Source organism: Rhodothermales bacterium (assembly GCA_017643395.1).
Classification (GTDB): domain Bacteria; phylum Bacteroidota; class Rhodothermia; order Rhodothermales; family UBA10348; genus JABDJZ01.
Map to the genome: position 1 here is coordinate 1,453,380 of JAEPNP010000001.1, position 20,796 is coordinate 1,474,175.

Here is a 20,796-nt window from a genome sequence, read left to right on the forward strand (position 1 = left end):
GCGCGCAGAAGGCCCTACTTCATCAGCAGCATCGAGCGCGTCGGCCGCTCGCCACCCACGTCGAGGGCGTACAGATAGACACCACTGGCCAGAGTTGACGCGTCAAACGGCACCTCGTGTCGGCCGGCCGGCACGAGCCCATCGACCAGGACAGCCACGTTGCGGCCCAGCAGGTCGTAGACGGCCAGACGCGTCTGCGTGGCGCGGGGCAGATGGAAGGCAATCGAGGTCGCCGGGTTGAACGGATTGGGGTAGTTCTGCTCCAGCACAAAGGCATCCGGCAAGGTCGGCTCGACATCGGTCGATGTGCTGACGGAGAACGACGCCCGGATCGCCGCAACGCGGTCCTCAAAGCGGGCCTGGCCTCCGGCATTGATGTTGGCGAAGTTCGCCCACTGCGTGCCGTTGCTGAAGTTCAGGAAGAACCAGCTGGGATTGTCTGCAGGGGCTCCCGCCCACACCGAAAGCGGCACTACCAATGTGTTTGCGTCCGACCCCGCATTCGAAACGGAGACGAGAAGGGTGCCCGAAAGGCCGGCGAGATCCGAGCTGAAGGAGGTCAGGTCCACTTCGTCGAAGGCCAGCCCCGGGATCGACGGGGGTGGCGATGAATCCTCCCGAACCAGCTCCACCACGACCTCTCCCGGAGCGCCGGTGACCGGGTCGGGCCGGTGGACTTTCAAGGTGTAGTCCCGCGGGTCGGCGGGTACCTGCGTGTCGAAGTAGGACGCGTAGAAGTTCGAAACCTGCACTTTGGTCAAGACCCCGTTGTCCGGAATTTCGAAGGAGCTCGCAATCGAGGAGGACTCGCTCACGGTACCGGTACCGCTGAATGGCCAGGCGTCTACCGTGTTGTCGTCAATGAGCACAACGTTTCCGTCATCGTAGGTCGTGCTCACCGTGTTCGCGCCAAGCGTGCCTTCGGTCCAGGCGCTCGTGTACTGAAACGGAGCGAAACTGGAATTGAACCCGCCGGGCAGTGTGAGGTCCACATGGCCCATTACGAGAGTGACGTCTGAATACGCGCCGGTGAGCGTCACCGGTTCTCCGCCCAGTTCCACTGGCACGACCGTCTTCTGATCGTTGGCGGGGTTGGCCACCAGAAAAGCACGAAGGCGTTCCCGCATGGAAGATGCTGGTCCCGCGCCGTCCATCGCGTCGGCCTCGATCGTGAAGTCGCTCACGTCATTCCAGCGGTGATAGACCACGCTGCCCGGTTCCAGAGCCGCAGGGTTGCTGCCCTGCCCGTTGGCGGTCACGTTCGCCGCATTGCGCGATGTACCGTCGTATTCCACCTGGGCGGTGGCGTCCACGCCGGGGAACCAGACTCCCTGGCTGTACAGCGGATTGACGGTTGCGTCGTTGACCGTGTTGGTGATGTGGTACTCCGCAATCAGCTGCTCCAGGTCGATACCTTCCGCGGAAAGCACCGTGGCATAGCCTGACGCCCCGGAGGCACTCGCGCGGGTAATCGAACCAGTCTTCAGTACGCCGATGCGCTGGGCGATGTAGTTCGTGAGCAATCCCGCCCGCTGGTAATCAAAATCGACGCCCGGCTCCAGCGAGCCGCGCCAGCTGAGCAGCGGACGTCGGAGTTCGGTGACATCGGACCAATAGGTATTTCGCCGCGGCCCGAATCCGGTCATGACCTCGGCCCACTCGGAGAGACCCTCGTCCACGAACGTGAGCTCACCCGGGTCATACGCAAAGCGAATCAGGTGCTGGTATTCGTGGGCTGCTGTGAGGTAAAGGTTGTTGGGGTCGTTCCCTTCCCGCAGGCTGGGGAACGTGTCGAGCATGAGCATGTCGCGCATGTTCAGGCCGGACAGGTTGTTCGGATCCACAAAACCCTGAATGGAGGATCCGCCCTGGGCGGGATCGAAGCCGTCGCGGATGTCGAGCACAAGCACGTCCGACTTGCCGCTCTGGTCCACGTCCGTGGGCGCCCCGAACACCAACTCATCCAGCTCAATGACACCCTTGCTCGGGTCAAAGGATGCCGACGGCGTGGAGTCTTCCAGTGCCACGCGCAGGGCCTCGATTTTGGCATCGTCAACCCGGCCGTTGTCCAGCTCCGCGGTTTCAACCCAGATGTTGAAGGTGGAGGCCTCGACCTTCAGCGTGAACTCAATCGTGTCGTAGGCACTGCGCTCGTAGTTGAACACCTGAAAGCCGACTACCGAGCCTATGGCTTCGGCCCCGCGGGCCGGCGCCAGGGAGATGCCCTGCTTTTGTGCTGTGTGGTACCGCCGCAGCGATTCCCGGCCCTGTGCACTATTGGCCAGGATGTGCGTCAGGTGGATGGTGCCGTTCGACGCCTTGTCTGAAGCGTGAAGCTGCATTCCGGTGGTGTGGACCGGGAGCTCCTGGGCGGTCGCCGTGGAGACAAGAATCGCGGAAAAGAGAAGTAGGAAACGTGCCTTGAACATGTGGCAGGGCGGATGGGAGACCAGTATGCGACGCGAAGGCGGGAATCTGGTTCGCACTTCGCTGTTCGGGAACGCCGACAGTATCGGCCAAAACCTTGCGTCCGGAAGGGCCGCCACGCATCAACCGTAGGCCTCGCGGGCCCAATGGTGGTACACATGGGGGCGGTTCGACCCCCAATTCGGCCCTCGTTGCCCGGTTTGGCCCGGATGGCGGTGCCGACGCAAGCCGCCTGTCCTCGCGCGGCCTCCGCAGATCCTTGGCCGCTCGACAGGCGGAGCCGCGACGCGTCCGGCGCGGGAAACCTTTCGAGACAGGTGGATTTCAGCACATCCACAGCCGGACGACCCATGAGACCGCTGACGCCGGAAGAGGAGTACATCCTCCTTCACAAAGGCACCGAGGCCCCGTTCTCGGGACAATACTATCGCCACAAAGAGGACGGCACCTACGTGTGCCGCCAATGCGACACGCCGCTGTATCGGAGCGACGACAAGTTCGACTCTCACTGCGGGTGGCCGTCGTTCGATGACGAGATCCCGGGAGCCGTGCGCCGCCTGCCCGACGCGGACGGGCGCCGCGTGGAGATCGTCTGTGCAAACTGTGGTGGTCACCTGGGCCATGTGTTCGAAGGAGAGCGTTTCACCCCGAAGAACACGCGCCACTGCGTGAACTCACTCAGCCTGGACTTCAAGCCTGCCGAAACCGAATGACTGCCCGAGCACTGTTCGCATCCGGGTGCTTCTGGGGCACCGAGTACTTCCTGAAACAGGTGGACGGCGTGTTGTCCACCCGTGTCGGCTACACAGGAGGCCACCAGGACGATCCGACGTACCGGGAGGTCTGCACCGGCCGGACGGGTCATGCGGAAACCACGGAAGTGGTCTACGACCCTGAGCGTACCGACTACGAAACGCTGGCCCGGATCTTTTTCGAGACCCACGACCCCACGCAGGTGGATCGGCAGGGCCCCGACATCGGCACGCAGTACCGTTCAGCCATTTTCTATCTGGATTCCGAGCAGGAGTCCATCGCCCGTAAGCTCATCGGGGAGCTGGAGGGCAAAGGCCTGAAGGTGGCCACCGAAGTGACCGCCGCCCAGAAGTTCTGGCCGGCCGAGGACTACCATCAGGATTACTACAGCAAGACCGGTGGCGTGCCGTACTGCCACGGGTACCGAAAGCTGTTCTAGAAGACCGTAGCGACGTAGACGCCCCCGGCTTCTTCGTCGGAAGCTCGGCCTATGACGGCCGTATCACCCTCCAGGTCGAGCGCGGCACCGAAGTACACCTCGCCGACATCCACGATGCGCGTCTGTTTCCAGGTGCCGTCTTCCTGGCGTCGGAACACGAACACGACCCGGTCGATGTTGAACTCCAGTTTCAGCTGCTCGTCGAATCCGACGACGGCTGCGGTGTCACCGGACAGCGCGACTGCGGAGCCGAAACCGCCGCCGGGATACGGCGAAGAGGGCCGAAGCTCCGCGGCCTCGACCCAGGCCTCATCCCGCAGCTCGTAAATGACCGCACGTCCGGATCCGTCTCGCGTCTGGCCCATGACGAGGCGGGCACCGTCCAGCTGCACCGGAATGAAGTAGTCGTCGACCCCGTCGATGCGTGTCGTGCGAACCCAGCGGCCACCCCGCTCTTCAAACACGTGCGCGCTGCCGGGCGCACCCAGTCCGTAGGTGGACGCCGTGACTACGGCGCGGTCCCCGTCCAGGGAGGCGGAGGTGCCGAACACGCCGAATCGCGCATCGTGCGGGGCGGAGAAGCGGGCCTCCGGAGCCCATCGTCCGGAGCTGTTGCGTGCAAAGAGCGATGCAGTGCCACCAAACCTTCCGGACGCGGTGTCGCCGGTGCTCGTCACCAGGATACGACCCGAGTCGATGGACACGGAGGCGGCGAACGGTCCGTCCTCCGCCGGCACGGGATCGGTCAGTCGTGCGGCCTGCCGCCAGGAACCGTACTCATCAAGTTCGAACACATAGACCGCGTTGGAGCGCGCGGCAAAAGGCGTGGGCACAAATGAGGTGACGACGGCGACGTCCGCTTCCAGGGCGACCGCGCGCCCAAAGAACTCGCCTGGTTCGCAGTCGGCGGCTTCCAGGTGGGCGGTTTTGGCCCAGGTGCCGTTCGGCTGAAGCTCATAGACGAAGGCGGCGCCCGAGTTCGGGCCGCAGGTGTCGGAGCCGGAAGAGCCCACCAGCAGGCGCTCGCCGTCCAGTGCCACGGCGCTGCCGAAGAAATTGGCCGTGGTTGTATCTGCGGGTGGCAGGCGCTGAATCTGTCCCTGGACCGGACCGGCCGCAGAAAGGGCCAACACGGCGACAGCGCAGATTCGGGCAAAGCGTGCGTGCAATCTCATGCCGCTACGGATTGCAAGCACCGTGCCCGCTGCGAGACGGAAGACCGGGCAGGAGACTTACCGCTTGCGGCTGCCCAGCACTTCCGACAGGGATTCCCACTTCTCATACAGGGCCTCAAGGTCTTCGCGCACGGCATCATACGCGCGAGTGGCTTCCTGAGACGCCGATTCGTCCGCGTAGAGCGACGGATCACCGAGACGGGTCTCCAGGTCGCTCTTGCGTTCCTCGGCCTCCATGATGGACGCCTCCGTCTTTTCGTGTAGACGACGCAAGTTGAACGTGTTCATGCGTTCGTACTTGCTGACCGCCTCCGGAGAAGCGCCTGGTTTGGGCGCCTCGACCACTGGCTCGGGCTCCGGCTTCTTCTTTTTGGGCTTGCGGGCCTTCGGCTTCGGTGGCGGCTCTGGTGGTCGATCCTTCTGCTGCTCCATGCGCCAGCGGTACTCGGAATAGGTGCCCGGGTACACGTGCACGCCTCCGTCCTCCACGCGCCAGACGACCGTAGCGACCTGGTCCAGGAAATGCCGGTCGTGACTGACCACGGCGAACGTGCCGGAGTACTGCTGCATCGCCTCGATCAGCACCTCGATGGACCGGATGTCCAGGTGGTTTGTGGGCTCGTCCAGGATCAGGAAGTTGGCGGGCTGCACCAGGGTCTTGGCGAGCGCCACGCGGCTGCGTTCCCCGCCGGAAAGCACTCGAACCGGCTTGAACACATCTTCCCCTCGGAAGAGAAAGGCACCCAGTATGGACCGCAGCTCCGTTTCAGTCTGCCCCCGCGCGGCGCGCTGCACGGCCTCCAGCACGGTATCGGCAGGGTCAAGCGTGTCGGCTGTGTGCTGGGCAAAGAAGTTGATGTCCACGTCTCGCCCTACGCGGCGCTCTCCCTCAAACGGCTCGGTGCCGCCCATCATGCGCGCGAGCGTGGACTTGCCGGCACCGTTTCGGCCGATGAGGGCAATCTTGTGGCCCCGCTCTACGGTGAGCGGATCGGCGTCGCGGAAAACCTCTACTGAACCTTCGTCCGTCTCGTACACCTTGGTGAATGTGGAGAGGGACACCACACTGCGCGCCGATCGCGTCGGGCTGGGGAAGCGGAACGAAATCGAGGCCGCATCGCCTTCGGGTTCAGGAATGCGCTCCAGCTTCTCCAACTGCTTGACCCGGCTCTGAACCTGCGTAGCCTTGGTATTCTTGTACCGGAATCGTTCGATGAAGCGCTCTGTCTCGGCGATCATCTTCTGCTGGTTCACGAAGGCTGCGCGCTGAATCTCGCGCTGCGCCACGCGCTCGGTCAGGTAAAACGAGTAGTTGCCGGCGAATTCGTTGACGCGGCCGTGGGCAAGCTCGGCGGTGGTCGTGACCAGGCGGTCCAGCACATAGCGGTCGTGCGACACGATCACGATCGTGCCGGCGTACGCCTTCAGATAGCCCTCCAGCCAGGCAATCGAATCGATATCCAGGTGGTTGGTCGGCTCGTCAAGCAACAGCACGTCCGGGGCCTTGAGCAGGAGCCGCGCCAGCGCCACGCGCATGCGCCAGCCACCGGAAAACGTAGTCAGGGGGCGCTCGAGGTCATCGACCTCAAATCCAAGGCCCAGGAGCACCGTCTCGGCGCGCGGCCGGGCTGTGTGCGCATCGGCCGCATGCAGCGCCGTGTGCACATCATCCAGATCATGCAGAAGCCGCGCGTAGCGTTCGGTCGTATGGTCCGTTTCGGTCTCCAGCGCGCGCAGGATCTCCTTCTCACGCGCTTCCAGCTGCTCCACGTTCTCAAACGCGGTCAACGCCTCTTCGATAACCGTCTGGTTGTCGGGCGATTCTTCGACTTCCTGCCGGAGATATCCCAGCGTCGAGCCGCCCAGCTGGATCGAGCCGCCGTCGATGTCCTGCTGACCGGTCAGAACCTTGAGCAGGGTCGTCTTGCCGGCGCCGTTTGGACCCACAAGACCGATGCGGCGCCCATCCTTGATGGTCCACGAGAGCCCATCGAAAATCTGCCTTCCGCCGAAGGCCAGCGATATGCCGTGCAGCTGAATGATGGCTCAGTACGCGTTCTTGTTCACGAATCCGGTGAACACCGTCATCAGCATGATTTTGATGTCCAGCTTCAGCGACCAGTGCTGGATGTAGAAAATGTCGTGTTCGATGCGCTTCTCGATGGAGGTGTCGCCGCGCCACCCGTTGACCTGCGCCCAGCCGGTGATGCCGGCTTTCATCTTGTGCCGCAGCATGTACTTGGGCACGCGGTCCCGGAACGAGTCGATAAACACGGGTCGCTCCGGCCGGGGTCCGACTACGGACATCTCTCCCCGCAAGACGTTGATGAATTGCGGGAGTTCGTCGAGCGATGTGCGCCGCAGGAAGGCCCCGACGCGGGTCGCACGGTCCTCGCCAGGTTTGGCCCACACCGCGCCGGTCTGGGCCTCAGCCTGCACCGGCATCGACCGGAACTTCAGGATGTTGAAGCGCTGCCCGTTCAGACCCATGCGCTCCTGTTTGTACAGCACGGGTCCCGGGCTGGACAGCTTGACGGCGATCGCTATCAGCAGCAGCAGGGGAGAGGTCACAATCAGGAAAGTCGCCGAGAACACGACGTCGATCAGGCGCTTCACAGCCCGGGGGAAGTCCAGCGGCGCCTCGTCGATAATGTGAATCACCGGAAGCCCGTCCACGTCGGTGACCCGAGAGTTCAGGATGTCGAACTGGAACAGGTCCGGCACCAGAAACACGTGTGCCAGGCGGGTGGATACCGCGCTGAGTATCTGTTCGATGCGGTCCGAGGCCGATAGCGGCAACGCCAGATACACATAGTCGATGGGCGTGTCGGCTAATTCGGCCTCGTCGAGCACCCGAATGGCCTCCGTGGTGGTGCCCAGAATCTCCGGACCGGTCTTGGTGTCGTCCAGGAACCCGTGCAGTTCAAAGCCCATCCAGGGGTACTGCTCAAACGCGCCCTTCAGTCGTCGCCCGACCTCTCCGGCGCCCACAATCAACACCCGCCGCCGATACTTGCCCTGGGCGCGGGCCCGGCGCAGGCTGTAGAGCAGCCCCAGCCGGAGCGCCAGCATCATGGCAGGCGTGAGCGATGCGAAAATCGCCATGTGCAGCCGGGAGAAGTAGAAGGCCCGGTAGAAGGACAGCGATGCGGCCAGCAGCAGGACGCCGAAGGTCACCGACTTCACGACTCCAGTCACCAGGCGCGTCCACTTCTGGGCGCGGTCGGGGATGTACAGGCCCGTGCCCCAGAAGACCGCCATCGAAACCAGGAGCACCCCCGGGAGAAAACCGAGGTAGCGCTCGAAAGGCTGCCACTCCGGTGGCGGCAGGAAGTCGAGCACCAGAAAGAGCTCGAACCGGATGTAGTAGGCCAGAATCCACCCGAGGGCAACCAGGACCAGATCCGCGAAGAACAGCAGGCGCTGGAATAGCCGGCTCTGTTCCTGCAACATGGCAAATACGGCTTGTTAGGGGTGGTAGCCTATGCGCTCAGGGTCACCTTCAGGGAAATGTCCAGGGCTCGGACCGAGTGGGTCAGCGCGCCAGAGGATATGAAGTCGACCCCGGTTGCCGCGATGGCCGGTACGGTTGCCAGCGTGACGTTTCCGGACGCCTCCGTTAGAAACGTGCCCCCGACTCGCTCCACAGCCGCCTGCAGGCGGGACGTGTGCACCGTGCCGTCCTCGTCGACGCTGACCATGTTGTCCAGCAATACGCGCTCCACCCCGCCGACCTCCAGGAGCTCGGCCAGCTCGAGGTCGGTGCGCACCTCGAGCTCGATCTCCAGCTCATCGCGGCCCTCCTGCACACGAAAACGATTGGCCGCTTCGACGGCCTGACGTACGCCCCCACAGGCGGCGATGTGATTGTCCTTGATAAGGATCATGTCGTGCAGGCCCACGCGGTGATTGGTGCCGCCACCAAGCAGCACCGCCCACTTGTCCAGCGTGCGAAGGCCCGGCGCAGTCTTGCGTGTGTCCAGTATGCGCGCGCGTCCCCCCGCGGCCTCCACCATGCGGGCGGTCGCCGTGGCGATGCCGCCCAGGCGTTGCATGAGATTGAGCGCCAACCGTTCGCCTTCGAGAATCGAGCGGGCGTTCCCCGTCAGGCGCCCAATCAACTGCCCGGGCGCCACACGCTGGCCGTCTTCGACCTCCCAGGCGAGGGAGACCGGACCCGGCAGTGCCGCGAATACACGCTCAGCCACCAACAGGCCCGCGACAACGCCGTGGTCCTTGGCGATCACCACGGCTTCCGCTCGCCGTTCCGGGTCAATCGTGGCCAGCGTGGTCACATCTCCGGCACCGACGTCCTCGAGCAGGCCTCGACGCACGACGGCATCGATGTCCTGGACAGTGAGGTAGGGAGGCAAGGTGGTGACGGCGCTCGTCATGCGGTACGCAGTTTCTCGAATACGGCTTTCACCCGGCCCGGCGCAGTGACCGGGCGGGATCGCTCCACGTCTACAAAGCAGAGCGTCACATGTGCCGTCACACAGACGGTGTCGCCACTCCTGACCTCGTAGTCGAAGCGAACCCGCGTTCGCGGGGGGGCGTCGTCCATGCGAGTGACGATCTGAACCAGGTCGTCATACCGCACAGGCCGGTGATAGCGCACCCCGAGGTCGACGACCGGCATGATGATGCCACTCTCCTCCAATTCCACATAGGGCAGCCCCAGTTCACGGAGAGCCTCCGTGCGGGCCTCCTCGAACCAGTCCAGGTAGTGCGTGTGGTATACCACGCCCATCGGGTCGCACTCGCGATAGCGCACCCGGCGGGACATCCGAAATTCAGGCATCAACCGGCGAGGGCTTCCACCGACTCGACCGCTTCGAACACGCCCATGGCGTCGAACTTGGCGAGTCGCTGTTCGAGGAGCACGTCCGGGGCCACACCGTCCAGTTCAGCCAGGGCTTTGGCGATGGCCTTTCCGGTGGCCGCGAACGCCGTCTCCGGGTCGTGGTGAGCGCCTCCCAGCGGCTCGGGAATGATGTCGTCGATGATGCGGAGCGGCTTGAGGTCCGGGGCCGTCAGTTTCAGGCCGCGAGCGGCCTCTTCCTTGTAGTCCCAAGAGCGCCAGAGAATGGAGCTGCAGCTCTCCGGCGAAATGACGGAGTACCAGGCATTCTCCATCATGAGAATGCGGTCCCCGACGCCGATGCCGAGTGCACCGCCCGAGGCCCCTTCACCGATCACGACAACCACGATCGGTACCGGCAGGCGGGCCATCTCGAACAGATTCCGGGCGATGGCCTCGGCCTGTCCGCGTTCTTCCGCCTCCATACCCGGAAACGCCCCCGGCGTGTCCAGCAGGCAGATGACAGGCTTGTTGAACTTCGCTGCCATGCGCATCAGGCGCAGGGCCTTGCGGTAGCCTTCCGGATTGGACATGCCGAAGCGTCGATACTTCCGCATCTTGGTGTCCCGACCCTTCTGTTGGCCCACGACCACTGCAGTCCGGTCCTTGTAGCCGTACCGACCGCCCTTGAACGTCGCAAGACCGGCCACCATGGCCGGATCATCTGCAAACAGGCGGTCTCCGTGCAATTCCTGGAACCCTTCCGTCCAGGCATGAATGTGATCCAGCGAATAGGGCCGGAGGGGATGCCGGGCAATCTGCACGCGCTGCCAACGAGTGAGGTTTTTGTAGATGGATTGCCGGAGCTCATGGACCCGGGCTTCCAGCTTGCCGATGGCCTGATTCAGGTCCTCCGACGGCTCATCGCCGCGCAGGGCGCGCATCTCTTCGAGCTTGGATTCGAGCTCCAGCAGAGGGCGCTCGAATTCCAGGACATGGTTTTGCGGCTTCGCCATAGGTGGGTTGCGAAGGTGGGTGTTACCGTTCCGCCAGGACGCGAAATATAACCTCTGCGTCGAGACCGGCGGATTGATGGGTCACGTAGTACCAGTAGGCCCGGATGATGTCGGCCTCTTCCGGCTCCGAGCCGGCGCCCGCGTGCAGCAATTGCACCACGTTGAAAGGCGCCGGTTTAAGCCTCCAGTCGCTCGGTACGAGGCCACTGTGCTTTGGATCCAGGCCTACCAGGTCCTCACGGCCGCTCAACACCGCCGGAAATCGGCTTGCGGCACGTACGAGGCGGGCCGCGCCACTGTCGGGTCCTGCAAACAGACGGACCACCAGGAAGAGCGGGGACAGCAGTACAAGGAGCAGCATGACCGGGATCTCGAACCCCTTGCGGCTGCTGAGGCTGCGCAGCCGAACGGCCTCCGAGAGCGACTCCTGCCAGTCCGGCAGACCGAGCTCGGACACCGAGGACTTGCCGATTACATGGGACCGGTTTTCACCGAGCATGCGGAACTGGACAGGCAGATCGCGCAGGTCCTGCATCATGCCCATGATGGCCTGATTCGTGACGTTTTTCACGGCAAAGACCACATCGTCCACCTGGTGCAATCGTACCAGATCCCTGAGGTGATGCGGTGCGCCGAGCAGGTGAAGCCCGGCACCGGAATGCTCGCCGGGAGCCGCGACATTCTCATCCGGCTCCACGTAGCCGTCCAGCTGGAAGGGCGGGCGGGGATGCGAGCGGATGAGGCCCGCCAGCCGCTCGGCCTCGTGGCGTTCGCCGACTACAATGGCGCGGCGGCCCGGTGTGCGGCGCGTCGTCCAAAGCAGACGCCATCCGGCCAGCAGCGTGATGGAAACCGGTACGCCGGCCAGAACCACCGCGCGGGAGAATGCAATCTCCTTGGCCAGGAAGGACGCCGCCGACACCACCAGAAAGCCCAGGAGCACGCCCACAAAGGCAGGCCGCGTGCGATGCCGGCTTGCCTGCCGGTAGCCGCCTGCCAGAAATACGCCGGCGATGGTGCCGATGGCGTAGGCCGGCGCGACGGCCGTCAGGTACAGCGTGGAGAGCGGAGCGTCGAGTTGCCGGGACCGTAGCCAGGCCAGCAGCACCACGGTGCCGAACACCAGCGCAAAGTCGACCGCAGGTGCCGAAAGCCGCGAAAGTCCTCGGGAGAGCAGGGAGAATCCAGCCCGCACCATGATTGCTCCTTGCAGCAGGCCGGCGAACAGCCGGGAATAGCGCGACTGAAGGTGCTTGCGCGCAAAGAGCACCATCGCGCCGTAGAACAGGCGCACGTACCGGATCTCTCCCTTCTTGGTGCTCTCGCCCTTGTAGTGAATGATCTGCGTGTCGGGCGTGTAATAGATCTTCCAGCCAGCCCGCTGGATGCGGAAGCACAGGTCGAGGTCTTCGCCGTACATGAAGAAGTCCTCGTCGAAGTAGCCCACCCTGGCGTGCTGTTCGTCGCCGCGCAAGGCGGCGGTCCGCACCAGCATGCAGGAGCCGGACAACGCGTCAACCTCGGCGACCTCGTCGCGGGGCAGAAACGTCATGTTGTACCGGGCAAAACGGGGACTGCCTGGAAACAGGCGGGCCAGTCCGGTCATCCTGTAGAAGCCGACCTGCGGTGTAGGGAACGCCCGCCGGCTTTCCGGGGCAAACGTGCCGTCCGGATTGAGAATCTGGCAACCCACCGCACCCGCCTCGGGGCGCTCGTCCATGAAGGCCACCAGCCGCACGAACGTGTCCTCCTGAACAATGGTATCCGGGTTCAGAATCAGAAGGTAGCGGCCTCGGGCCTGCTCCAGGGCCATGTTGTTGGCCACCCCGAATCCCACGTTGCGGTCGTTGGCAATAAGGTTGACCTCCGGAAATCGCTCCCGCACCATGGGCACCGAGCCATCCACCGAGTTGTTGTCCACGACAAACACTTCGACCCGCAAGTCGCGCGAAGCCCTGCGGACCGACTGCAGGGCCTGCTCCAGGAACTCCCGCACGTTGTAGTTCACGATCACCACCGACAGGTCGGGAGTGGTCGCATCGTGTGATATGGGCTCAGATGCAGTCAACGCGGCCGAAGATACGGGCAGGCTTCCTCCGGATACGGCAAGCCCGTGCGTACCGCCCGCCGTATCATCGCGCCGTGTCCGCCGCCCAGGCATATCGCAGGGAACTCGCCGCCACCGTTGTGCTCGCGGGACCCATCGTACTCACGCAGCTCGCGCACATCTCGCTGAGCTTCGTGGATACCATCATGGTCGGCCGACTTGGCCCGGAATACCTGGCCGGTATCGCCCTCGGCAATACGGTCTATTTCACGGCCATTGTGATGGCGATGGGCATTGTGATGGCGGTGGGACCCATGGTGTCCCAGGCGTTCGGCGCGCAGGATGAGGATGCCATAGGCCGCAGCGTGCGGCAGGGCATGTGGCTAGCGCTGGTGATGGCCGTCGTGGTAATGACCATCTACTGGAATGCCGAGCCGCTGCTTCTTGCGGCGGGACAGGCGCCCGAAACGGCAGCCATGGCCGGCTCCTACCTGCGCGCCATCATGTGGTCGGCCTTTCCCTTTCTCGGGTTTGTGGCGCTGCGCAGCTTCATCGAGGGCGTCTCCAGGCCGCGCGCCGTCACGGTCATCGCATTCTTCGGTGTGGGACTCAACGTGCTGGCCAACTGGGCGTTCATGTATGGGCACCTCGGGTTTCCGGCGATGGGACTGGTCGGCACGGGCTGGGCCTCGACGGTGGTGCACTGGACGGATTTCTTCCTCCTTGCCGCATTCATTGGTTCCCAGCGGCAGTTCCGGGTCTACCACATTTTCAGTCGACTCCGTCGTCCGGATCCGGCCTACTTCCGGCGGCTGTTTCGCATTGGCTGGCCCATCGGTGCATCGTTCGGCGTCGAGACTACCCTGTTCATGGTCACGCTGCTCATGATGGGCTGGATCAGCACCACATCGCTGGCAGCCCATCAAGTCGCCATTCAGTGCGCCGCATTCACCTTCATGATTCCGCTGGGAATCGGGATGGCTGCCACGGTTCGTGTTGGGCAGGCGGCCGGCAGGGGAGACCTTGAGGGCGCGCAGCGGGCCGGCTACACAGCCATGGGGCTCTCGGCGGCCATCATGGCCGCTGCCGCCGTGTTGTTCTGGACCGCGCCCCGATTTGTCATCGGCATCTACCTGGACCTCTCGGATCCTGCCAATGCACAGGTGATCACGGTAGCGGTTTCGCTGCTTTCCGTGGCGGCCGTATTTCAGGTGGCCGACGGTCTGCAGGTCTCGGCGGCCGGTGCGTTGCGCGGGTACAAGGACACCACGGTGCCCATGCTCATCGCGCTGGTTTCCTATCTCGGCGTGGGCCTGGCGTCCGGCTACCTGCTGGGATTCCGGGCCGGCCTTGGAGGGCCGGGTCTGTGGTGGGGTCTGGTCGCCGGTCTCGCGGTGGCTGCGGTGCTGCTGATTGCGCGATTTCGCCGTCTGTCGCAAGGCCGGATTCCGCTGCCAGACCCATCGTCCGAAAACGCGCCTCACGGGGTCGCTTGACTTATTATTCAACCGACCACCTCGCCAACCTCACAGCTCAGGTGTTAGGTTCGACGACTTACAGTGCACCTAGCCCGGGCCTCCGGCCTGACCGATGCCTCAGATCTTTCCCCGAAGCGCGAATGTGCTACCGACGCTGAGCCTTGTGCTGGTGTCGGGAATCGGCATCTTCGCCATTGCCTTCGTTTGGTACTACTTCAGCCCGGAGTACACGGATGTCGGGTATGCGCCCGAGCAGCCCGTAGCCTTCAGTCACCGGCTGCACGCGGGTGAGCTTGGTGTCAATTGCCAGTACTGCCACTCGCAGGTGGAGAATGCGGCGCACTCCAATGTGCCCGCCACGCAGACCTGCATGAACTGCCACAACCAGATTCGCACGGAAAGCCTGAAGCTGCTTCCGGTGCGGGAGAGTTGGGCAACCGGGGCGTCGATTCCGTGGGTGAAGGTCCACCAACTGCCGGACTACGCGCATTTTGCGCACAACGTGCACATCAAGAACGGGGTGGGCTGCCAGACCTGTCACGGCCGCATCGATCAGATGGAGGTCGTCGAGCTGGTTGAGCCGCTGTCGATGGGATGGTGCATCGAGTGCCACCGCCAACCGGAGCTGTACCTGCGCCCGAATGACGAGATCACCACGATGGGCTACGTGCAACCGGCCGACTTCGTGGAGCGCAACATGGAGCGCATCCGCATCGAGAATATCCAGCCGCCGACGAACTGTTCGGCCTGTCACTACTAGACGACGCATCGGAAGATGATCGAGCTTCCCGTACTGCAGAACTCCGAACGCGATTCGGACGCGTCGTCACCGCGCACGCGGTTCTGGCGCAGCGTCGAACAGCTGCAGGGTTCTGAGGAATACCAGGCGTTCACCGGCTCGGAGCTTATGCCCGAGGCCGCCGGAAGCCCGGGACAGACCACCCGCCGCGGGTTTCTGCACATTATGGGTGCGTCCATGGCGCTTGCGGGCCTTGCCGGCTGCCGCAAGCCCATCGAGCACATCATGCCGTTCTCCCGCAGGCCGGAGGACACCATCCCCGGCGTGCCGATGCAGTACGCGTCCGGCATGGAGTTTCGCGGCGCGCTCCGCCCCATTCTGGTGGAGAGCACGGACGGTCGGCCCACCAAGATCGAGGGCAACCCCGAGCATCCCGAGTCTTCGGGCAGTTCCGGCGTGTTCGAGCAGGCGAGCCTGCTGGGGCTGTATGATCCGGACCGCTCCAAGACGGTGATGCGCGATGGGGATGGGGCGACCTTTGACGACTTCGTCAACTTTGTCGCTTCGCGTCCGGCATCCTCCCGTGTTGCCGTGCTGGCGGCACCCTCGTCTTCGATGACCCTGGCGGCCCAGCGACGGGCGATCCAGGCGGCGGGCGGCCGCTGGATCGAGTACGACGCGTCCGGGTCTGATCAGGCCGCAGCTGCGCTGCAGCTGGCCTACGGGCAGTCCCTGCGGGCCCGGTACAACTTCTCCCGGGCAGACGTCATTCTGAGTCTGGATGCGGACTTTCTGGGCATGCAGGCGCCTGACGCACTGCACAATGCCTCGGGGTTCGCCGCGAGCCGACGCATGGAGGAGCGGGGTTCGATGTCCCGCCTCTATGTGGCTGAACCATCCTTCTCGGTTACCGGCGGCATGGCCGACCACCACAAGGCGGTCAAGGCATCGCAGGTGGCCGGCGTGGGCGCCGCAATCGCCCGTGCGCTTGGCATCGCCGTCGAGGGCGGTCGCGAGTTCGACAACGATCCGTGGGTGCAGGCCGCAGCGGCCGATCTGCAGGCAGCCGGCTCGGCCGGGGTCGTCGTGGCTGGCGAAGGTCAGTCGCGCGATGCCCACCTCATCGCGGTGGCCATCAACGCGATGCTCGGTGCGGTCGGAACGACGGTCTCGCTGATGAACGTGCCGAATACGGGTTCGGCCACACGCTTTGAGAATCTGGCCCAGTTGGTGCTGGACATGGCGTCGGGTCGCGTGGACATGCTGGTCACGATGGACTGCAACCCGGTGTACGACGCGCCCGCCTCGCTGCGATTCGCAGAGGCCATGGAGCGCGTGCCGGAGACGGTTCACCTGGGACTCTATCAGGATGAAACGGCGCACGCCTCCCGCTGGCATCTGCCCATGGCACACTACCTCGAGGCGTGGAGCGACGGACGTTCCTTCGGTGGTGCGCTTTCGGTGGTGCAGCCGCTGATTGCCCCGCTCTATGACGGCGCCCGCTCGCCGATCGAAGTGTCAGGTCTTCTGGCCGACCGCCAGAATCGCACCGGCTATGACCGGGTGCGCGCCACCTGGCAGGGCTTCGCGTCCGGAGGCACCTTCGAGCAGGACTGGCGCAAAGTGCTGCACGACGGATTTGCCGAAGGCACCGCGTACGGATCCTTCTCCGATGCTCCTTCCGGCCTGGCCGGCGCGCTGGCCGGCGTGGGGCGCGCGGCGCCGGGCGATGGCCTGGAGGTCGTCTTCCGGACCTCATCGTCCGTATTGGACGGCTCGTTCGCGAACAACGCCTGGCTGCAGGAACTGCCGGACGCCACGACCAAAATTGTCTGGGACAATGTGGCGATCATGAGTCCCGGCACGGCGGAGCGGCTCGGCCTGGGTGTCAACCTGTCCGAGGGAAGGCACTACGCCGATCTCGCCACGGTAACCGTGGGAGACAGCGCCGTCGAGATTCCGATCTGGATTCAGCATGGCACTGCAGAGGACACGGTGGTGCTGGAAATGGGCTATGGCCGCTCCATCGCCACAGATCGTGCCGTGCGGGAGCCCATCTTCTTCGATCTGGATGCCGAGACTGACATTTATGGTCAGGGCGCCGTGGCCAACGGAGTCGGCTCCAACGTGGCACCGCTGCGCAGTGTGGCGAGCCCGGGCTTTGCCTCTGGCGCCTCCGTGGCGGCCGCGGGCAGTGACTACATGATCGCAACCACGCAGGACCACGGTGCCATGCCCGACGAAGGCGCCGAGATGATGGGCCGCGGGCTCTTCCGCATGGCGACGGTCGAGGAGTACCAGGCAGATCCCTACTTCGTGGCGGACGGCGATCCGAAGCCCATCGGCGGGTACGCCTGGGAAGATTACCCGGCGCTCTGGGAATACAGCCACCCCAGCAAACAGGACGCGTACAAGGACAATCCCTACTACGCCAACCAGTGGGGCATGGTCATCGACCTCAACACCTGCACGGGTTGCAACGCCTGTGTGGTGGCCTGCCAGTCCGAGAACAACATTCAGGTGGTCGGCAAGGATGAGGTGGCCCGCGGCCGCGAGATGAGCTGGATCCGCATGGATCGCTATTTCGTGGGCGGTGACGGCGCCGGGGAGCTGCAGATGGTGCAGCAGCCGGTACCGTGCATGCACTGCGAGAATGCGCCGTGTGAGTCGGTCTGCCCGGTTGCCGCCACGGTGCACAGCCCGGACGGCACCAACCAGATGATCTACAACCGGTGCATCGGCACGCGCTACTGCGCGAACAACTGCCCCTACAAGGTGCGCCGCTTCAACTACTACAACTGGAGCAAGACGCTTCCCGAATCGCTGCACATGGCGCAGAACCCGAATGTGACGGTTCGCAGCCGCGGCGTGATGGAGAAGTGCTCCTACTGCATCCAGCGCATTCGCGAGGTCAATCGCCAGGTGAACGTCGAAGGCCGCGAGATTCGCGACGGAGACGTGGTCACGGCCTGCCAGCAGGCGTGCCCGAGTCACGCGATCTCGTTCGGCGATCTGAACGACCCCACCAGCAAGGTGGTGCAGGACCGGGCCAACCCCCGTCGCTACGAGCTGCTGGCAGAGCTGAGCGTCAAGCCACGCACCAGCTACCTCGGTCGCCTCCGCAACCCCAACACCACGCTCGCGTCGGCTGCATCCGCACCCGCCGAGTCCGAATAAAGACAGCAGTCGAACTGTGAGTACGGAACACCAAGCCAACTCTGCGGGACACGTCATGGACGACTCCCCGCTGTTCGGTGCTGACCTCTCGTTCCACGACATCACCGAAATGGTGGCGTCGCATACCGAGAAGAAGACACCCATTGCGTGGTTCGCCGCCTTCTCGCTTGCGAACATCGGCCTCATGATCCTTCTGGTCATGATCGCCTACCTGTTCTGGAACGGCGTGGGGGTCTGGGGCCTGAACAACCCGGTCGGATGGGGCTATGCCATCGTGAACTTCGTGTTCTGGGTGGGCATCGGTCACGCCGGCACGCTGATCTCGGCGATTCTCTTCCTGTTCCGGCAGCAGTGGCGAACAGCCATCAACCGGAGTGCGGAAGCGATGACCATCTTCGCGGTGATCTGCGCCCTGATCTTCCCGGGCATTCACGTGGGTCGCGTCTGGGCTGCCTACTGGATGCTGCCGATCCCGAACCAGATGGAGATGTGGCCGCAGTTCAAGAGCCCCTTGCTCTGGGACGTGTTCGCGGTTTCGACCTACTTCACGGTCTCGCTGGTCTTCTGGTACGTGGGTCTGATTCCGGACCTGGCCACGCTGCGGGACCGCGCCACGAACAAGATTCGCCAGCGGGTTCTCGGCGTGCTGTCGATGGGCTGGACCGGTGCCAACCGCCACTGGCGCAACTACGAGAAGGCCTACCTGCTGCTGGCCGCGCTGGCCACGCCTCTGGTGCTTTCGGTGCACTCGGTGGTGTCCTTCGACTTTGCGGTGTCCATTGTGCCCGGGTGGCATACCACCATCTTCCCGCCCTACTTCGTGGCGGGCGCCATCTTCTCAGGCTTTGCGATGGTGGTGACCCTGCTGGTGATAGCCCGGAAGATTTACAATCTGGAGGACATCATTACGATCGGTCACCTGGAGAAGATGAACATCATCATTCTCCTGACCGGCACCATGGTGGGCTTCGCCTACATCACGGAGTTCTTCATCGCCTGGTACTCGGGCGTTCAGTACGAGCAGTACGCGTTCCTCAATCGAGCCTTCGGGCCGTACGCGTGGGCCTACTGGATCATGATGAGCTGCAACCTCTTCTTCCCGCAGTTCTTCTGGTTCAAGAAGCTGCGCACGAGTATCCCGTTCATGTTCGTGGTGTCCATCTTCGTGAACGTGGGCATGTGGTTCGAGCGTTTCGTGATCACGGTCACCTCACTGCACCGGGACTACCTGCCCAGCTCCTGGGATTACTACTCCCCGACTGCGGTGGATGTGCTGACGTTCGTCGGCTCCTTCGGCCTCTTCTTCACCCTCTTCCTGCTGTTCCTGCGCTTTGTGCCGATGGTCGCCATCGCCGAGGTGAAGGCCGTCAAGCCGGAGGCGGATCCGCACTACTACGACGGTCACGGCGACGGACACGCGGGACATGAGCTCCCGACCGCCGCCCCCGGACCGCCCGCTACAGCCTGACAAAGTCATGAACCCAGTTAAAGAACTGATTCGCGACGTCAAGGCGTCGATGGGCATCTTCGAGAGCCCGAACCCCGAGCTTCACGGCCTGCTGGCCGAATTCCCCAACCCGGGCGCCCTCTACCATGCGGCAGAAGGCGTGCGCGATGCGGGGTACAAGCATTTCGATGCGCACAGCCCGTTCCCCATCCACGGCATGGATGATGCCATGGGGCTCGGCAATTCGCTGGTCGGGTGGATCACCTTCGGCGGCGGTATTGCGGGCCTCGCCCTGGGTACCTGGCTGCAGTGGTGGACCGGCGCAGTGGACTACCCGCTCAACATCAGCGGCAAGCCCTTCTTTGCCGTCGAGCCTTCGATCCCGGTGATGTTCGAGCTGACCATCCTGCTCAGCGCGCTCTCTACCGTGGCCGGCATGTTCGCCCTGAACGGACTGCCCCGCCCCTACAACCCGCTCTTCTATTCCTCCAACTTTGCCCGCGCTACCGACGACGCGTTCTTCCTGCACATCGCAGCGACGGACCGCCGGTTCGAGAAGGACGGCACACGCCGACTGCTTGAAGATCTCGGAGCCACGACCATCGAGGTCATCCGTGATCGCGGCGACTCGGATCTGGAGGACTGACATGCGCCTGGTATCCATGACCATGATTTCCCGCGCGATGTCGCTTCTGGCGCTGGTGGCCCTCGTAGGCTGCCGGGGCACGGTAAGTGACCAGCCGCCGATCCATATCAATCCGAACATGGACTGGCAGGAGCGCTTCGATCCGCAGGAGCGGAACGATTTCTTTGCCGATGGGCGGGCCATGCGACCCCCGGTCCCCGGTACCGTGGCGCGCGGATTCCTGCGTGAAGACACGGCGTTCCACTTCGGTCGCGATGCTTCCGGCAACTTCGTGGAAGGCATGCCGGTCGAAGTGACTGCCGAGCTCATGGAGCGCGGTCAGGAGCGGTACGAGATTTTCTGCGCCGTTTGCCACGGTAGCGCCGGTGACGGGCAGGGCATCATCATGACGGGCAACTACGGCTACGTGCCTGCGCCGACGTACCACTCAGACCTGCTGCGTTCCGCGCCGGACGGCTACATGTTCGACGTTATCGGCAATGGCGTGCGCAGCATGCCGGGCTACGCTCAGCAGATCCCGATCGCAGACCGTTGGGCCATCACCGCCTACATCCGTGCCCTGCAGCGCAGCCAGTTCGCGGGCGGTGCGGACGTAGCAGGCGGTCCCCAGAATGTGCAATCAGCCGGCACCAGCTCGGCCCCATAGTTCGT

Annotated in this window: 16 protein-coding genes; 8 read left to right on the plus strand and 8 right to left on the minus strand. The window is 64.0% G+C overall.

What is annotated here, in order from left to right; genetic code table 11:
- Positions 1–14: 14 nt before the first annotated feature.
- Positions 15–2,429 (minus strand): T9SS type A sorting domain-containing protein, encoded by a 2,415-nt coding sequence (locus JJ896_05820; protein MBO6779149.1) that lies wholly within the window; start codon positions 2,427–2,429, stop codon positions 15–17.
- Positions 2,430–2,777: 348 nt separating this feature from the next.
- On the opposite strand from JJ896_05820, the gene JJ896_05825 reads away from it, so the two are divergent.
- Positions 2,778–3,140 (plus strand): methionine-R-sulfoxide reductase, encoded by a 363-nt coding sequence (locus tag JJ896_05825; protein ID MBO6779150.1) that lies wholly within the window; start codon positions 2,778–2,780, stop codon positions 3,138–3,140.
- Positions 3,137–3,619 carry a peptide-methionine (S)-S-oxide reductase MsrA gene (msrA, locus tag JJ896_05830; protein ID MBO6779151.1) on the plus strand — a complete coding sequence of 161 codons (483 nt, stop codon included), beginning with the start codon at positions 3,137–3,139 and terminating at the stop codon, positions 3,617–3,619. Before JJ896_05825 ends, msrA begins: the two co-directional genes overlap by 4 nt.
- Here the strand turns inward: msrA and JJ896_05835 are convergent.
- The 7 genes from JJ896_05835 to JJ896_05865 all read right to left on the minus strand — a co-directional run bounded on the left by JJ896_05835 (position 3,616) and on the right by JJ896_05865 (position 12,679).
- On the minus strand, positions 3,616–4,794 hold the full coding sequence (locus tag JJ896_05835) for an FG-GAP repeat protein (protein MBO6779152.1): 1,179 nt from the start codon (positions 4,792–4,794) through the stop codon (positions 3,616–3,618). The genes msrA and JJ896_05835 overlap by 4 nt on opposite strands.
- Positions 4,795–4,851: 57 nt before the next feature.
- Positions 4,852–6,741: an ABC-F family ATP-binding cassette domain-containing protein gene (locus JJ896_05840; GenBank protein MBO6779153.1), complete on the minus strand. Its 1,890-nt coding sequence runs from the start codon at positions 6,739–6,741 to the stop codon at positions 4,852–4,854.
- A gap of 99 nt (positions 6,742–6,840) precedes the next feature.
- Complete coding sequence (locus JJ896_05845; GenBank protein MBO6779154.1) at positions 6,841–8,247, minus strand: undecaprenyl-phosphate glucose phosphotransferase; 1,407 nt, start codon at positions 8,245–8,247, stop codon at positions 6,841–6,843.
- Positions 8,248–8,276: 29 nt separating this feature from the next.
- The gene (gene nadC, locus JJ896_05850; protein ID MBO6779155.1) at positions 8,277–9,188 is read right to left on the minus strand and encodes a carboxylating nicotinate-nucleotide diphosphorylase; all 912 of its coding nucleotides are present in this window, start codon (positions 9,186–9,188) and stop codon (positions 8,277–8,279) included.
- On the minus strand, positions 9,185–9,595 hold the full coding sequence (locus JJ896_05855; GenBank protein MBO6779156.1) for an acyl-CoA thioesterase: 411 nt from the start codon (positions 9,593–9,595) through the stop codon (positions 9,185–9,187). The genes nadC and JJ896_05855 overlap by 4 nt, the downstream gene beginning before the upstream one ends.
- Positions 9,595–10,611 carry an acetyl-CoA carboxylase carboxyltransferase subunit alpha gene (locus tag JJ896_05860; GenBank protein ID MBO6779157.1) on the minus strand — a complete coding sequence of 339 codons (1,017 nt, stop codon included), beginning with the start codon at positions 10,609–10,611 and terminating at the stop codon, positions 9,595–9,597. Before JJ896_05860 ends, JJ896_05855 begins: the two co-directional genes overlap by 1 nt.
- Before the next feature lie 22 nt (positions 10,612–10,633).
- Complete coding sequence (locus tag JJ896_05865; protein ID MBO6779158.1) at positions 10,634–12,679, minus strand: glycosyltransferase; 2,046 nt, start codon at positions 12,677–12,679, stop codon at positions 10,634–10,636.
- 74 nt (positions 12,680–12,753) lie between these two features.
- Here JJ896_05865 and JJ896_05870 point away from each other — a divergent pair, with 74 nt between their 5' ends.
- The 6 genes from JJ896_05870 to JJ896_05895 all read left to right on the plus strand — a co-directional run bounded on the left by JJ896_05870 (position 12,754) and on the right by JJ896_05895 (position 20,791).
- Positions 12,754–14,154: an MATE family efflux transporter gene (locus JJ896_05870; protein MBO6779159.1), complete on the plus strand. Its 1,401-nt coding sequence runs from the start codon at positions 12,754–12,756 to the stop codon at positions 14,152–14,154.
- A 94-nt stretch (positions 14,155–14,248) separates the two neighbouring features.
- A complete protein-coding gene (locus JJ896_05875; GenBank protein MBO6779160.1) occupies positions 14,249–14,896 on the plus strand; it encodes a cytochrome c3 family protein in 648 nt (215 codons plus the stop codon).
- Between the two features lie 15 nt (positions 14,897–14,911).
- Positions 14,912–18,052 carry a TAT-variant-translocated molybdopterin oxidoreductase gene (locus tag JJ896_05880; protein MBO6779161.1) on the plus strand — a complete coding sequence of 1,047 codons (3,141 nt, stop codon included), beginning with the start codon at positions 14,912–14,914 and terminating at the stop codon, positions 18,050–18,052.
- A 16-nt stretch (positions 18,053–18,068) separates the two neighbouring features.
- Entirely contained in the window at positions 18,069–19,520 is a 1,452-nt protein-coding gene (gene nrfD / locus JJ896_05885; protein MBO6779162.1) for a polysulfide reductase NrfD, read from the plus strand.
- A gap of 7 nt (positions 19,521–19,527) precedes the next feature.
- A complete protein-coding gene (locus JJ896_05890) occupies positions 19,528–20,145 on the plus strand; it encodes a DUF3341 domain-containing protein (GenBank protein ID MBO6779163.1) in 618 nt (205 codons plus the stop codon).
- Position 20,146: 1 nt separating this feature from the next.
- Positions 20,147–20,791: a cytochrome c gene (locus tag JJ896_05895; GenBank protein ID MBO6779164.1), complete on the plus strand. Its 645-nt coding sequence runs from the start codon at positions 20,147–20,149 to the stop codon at positions 20,789–20,791.
- Positions 20,792–20,796: the final 5 nt, after the last annotated feature.

What these genes read in the sequence shown, in the direction of transcription:
- JJ896_05845 (MBO6779154.1), bottom strand. Translation starts at nt 8,247, where the DNA reads ATGTTGCAGGAACAGAGCCGGCTATTCCAGCGCCTGCTGTTCTTCGCG.
- JJ896_05860 (MBO6779157.1), bottom strand. Translation starts at nt 10,611, where the DNA reads ATGGCGAAGCCGCAAAACCATGTCCTGGAATTCGAGCGCCCTCTGCTG.
- JJ896_05890 (MBO6779163.1), top strand. Translation starts at nt 19,528, where the DNA reads ATGAACCCAGTTAAAGAACTGATTCGCGACGTCAAGGCGTCGATGGGC.
- JJ896_05880 (MBO6779161.1), top strand. Translation starts at nt 14,912, where the DNA reads ATGATCGAGCTTCCCGTACTGCAGAACTCCGAACGCGATTCGGACGCG.
- JJ896_05835 (MBO6779152.1), bottom strand. Translation starts at nt 4,794, where the DNA reads ATGAGATTGCACGCACGCTTTGCCCGAATCTGCGCTGTCGCCGTGTTG.
- JJ896_05855 (MBO6779156.1), bottom strand. Translation starts at nt 9,595, where the DNA reads ATGCCTGAATTTCGGATGTCCCGCCGGGTGCGCTATCGCGAGTGCGAC.
- JJ896_05875 (MBO6779160.1), top strand. Translation starts at nt 14,249, where the DNA reads ATGCCTCAGATCTTTCCCCGAAGCGCGAATGTGCTACCGACGCTGAGC.
- msrA (MBO6779151.1), top strand. Translation starts at nt 3,137, where the DNA reads ATGACTGCCCGAGCACTGTTCGCATCCGGGTGCTTCTGGGGCACCGAG.
- JJ896_05825 (MBO6779150.1), top strand. Translation starts at nt 2,778, where the DNA reads ATGAGACCGCTGACGCCGGAAGAGGAGTACATCCTCCTTCACAAAGGC.
- JJ896_05820 (MBO6779149.1), bottom strand. Translation starts at nt 2,429, where the DNA reads ATGTTCAAGGCACGTTTCCTACTTCTCTTTTCCGCGATTCTTGTCTCC.
- JJ896_05895 (MBO6779164.1), top strand. Translation starts at nt 20,147, where the DNA reads ATGCGCCTGGTATCCATGACCATGATTTCCCGCGCGATGTCGCTTCTG.
- nadC (MBO6779155.1), bottom strand. Translation starts at nt 9,188, where the DNA reads ATGACGAGCGCCGTCACCACCTTGCCTCCCTACCTCACTGTCCAGGAC.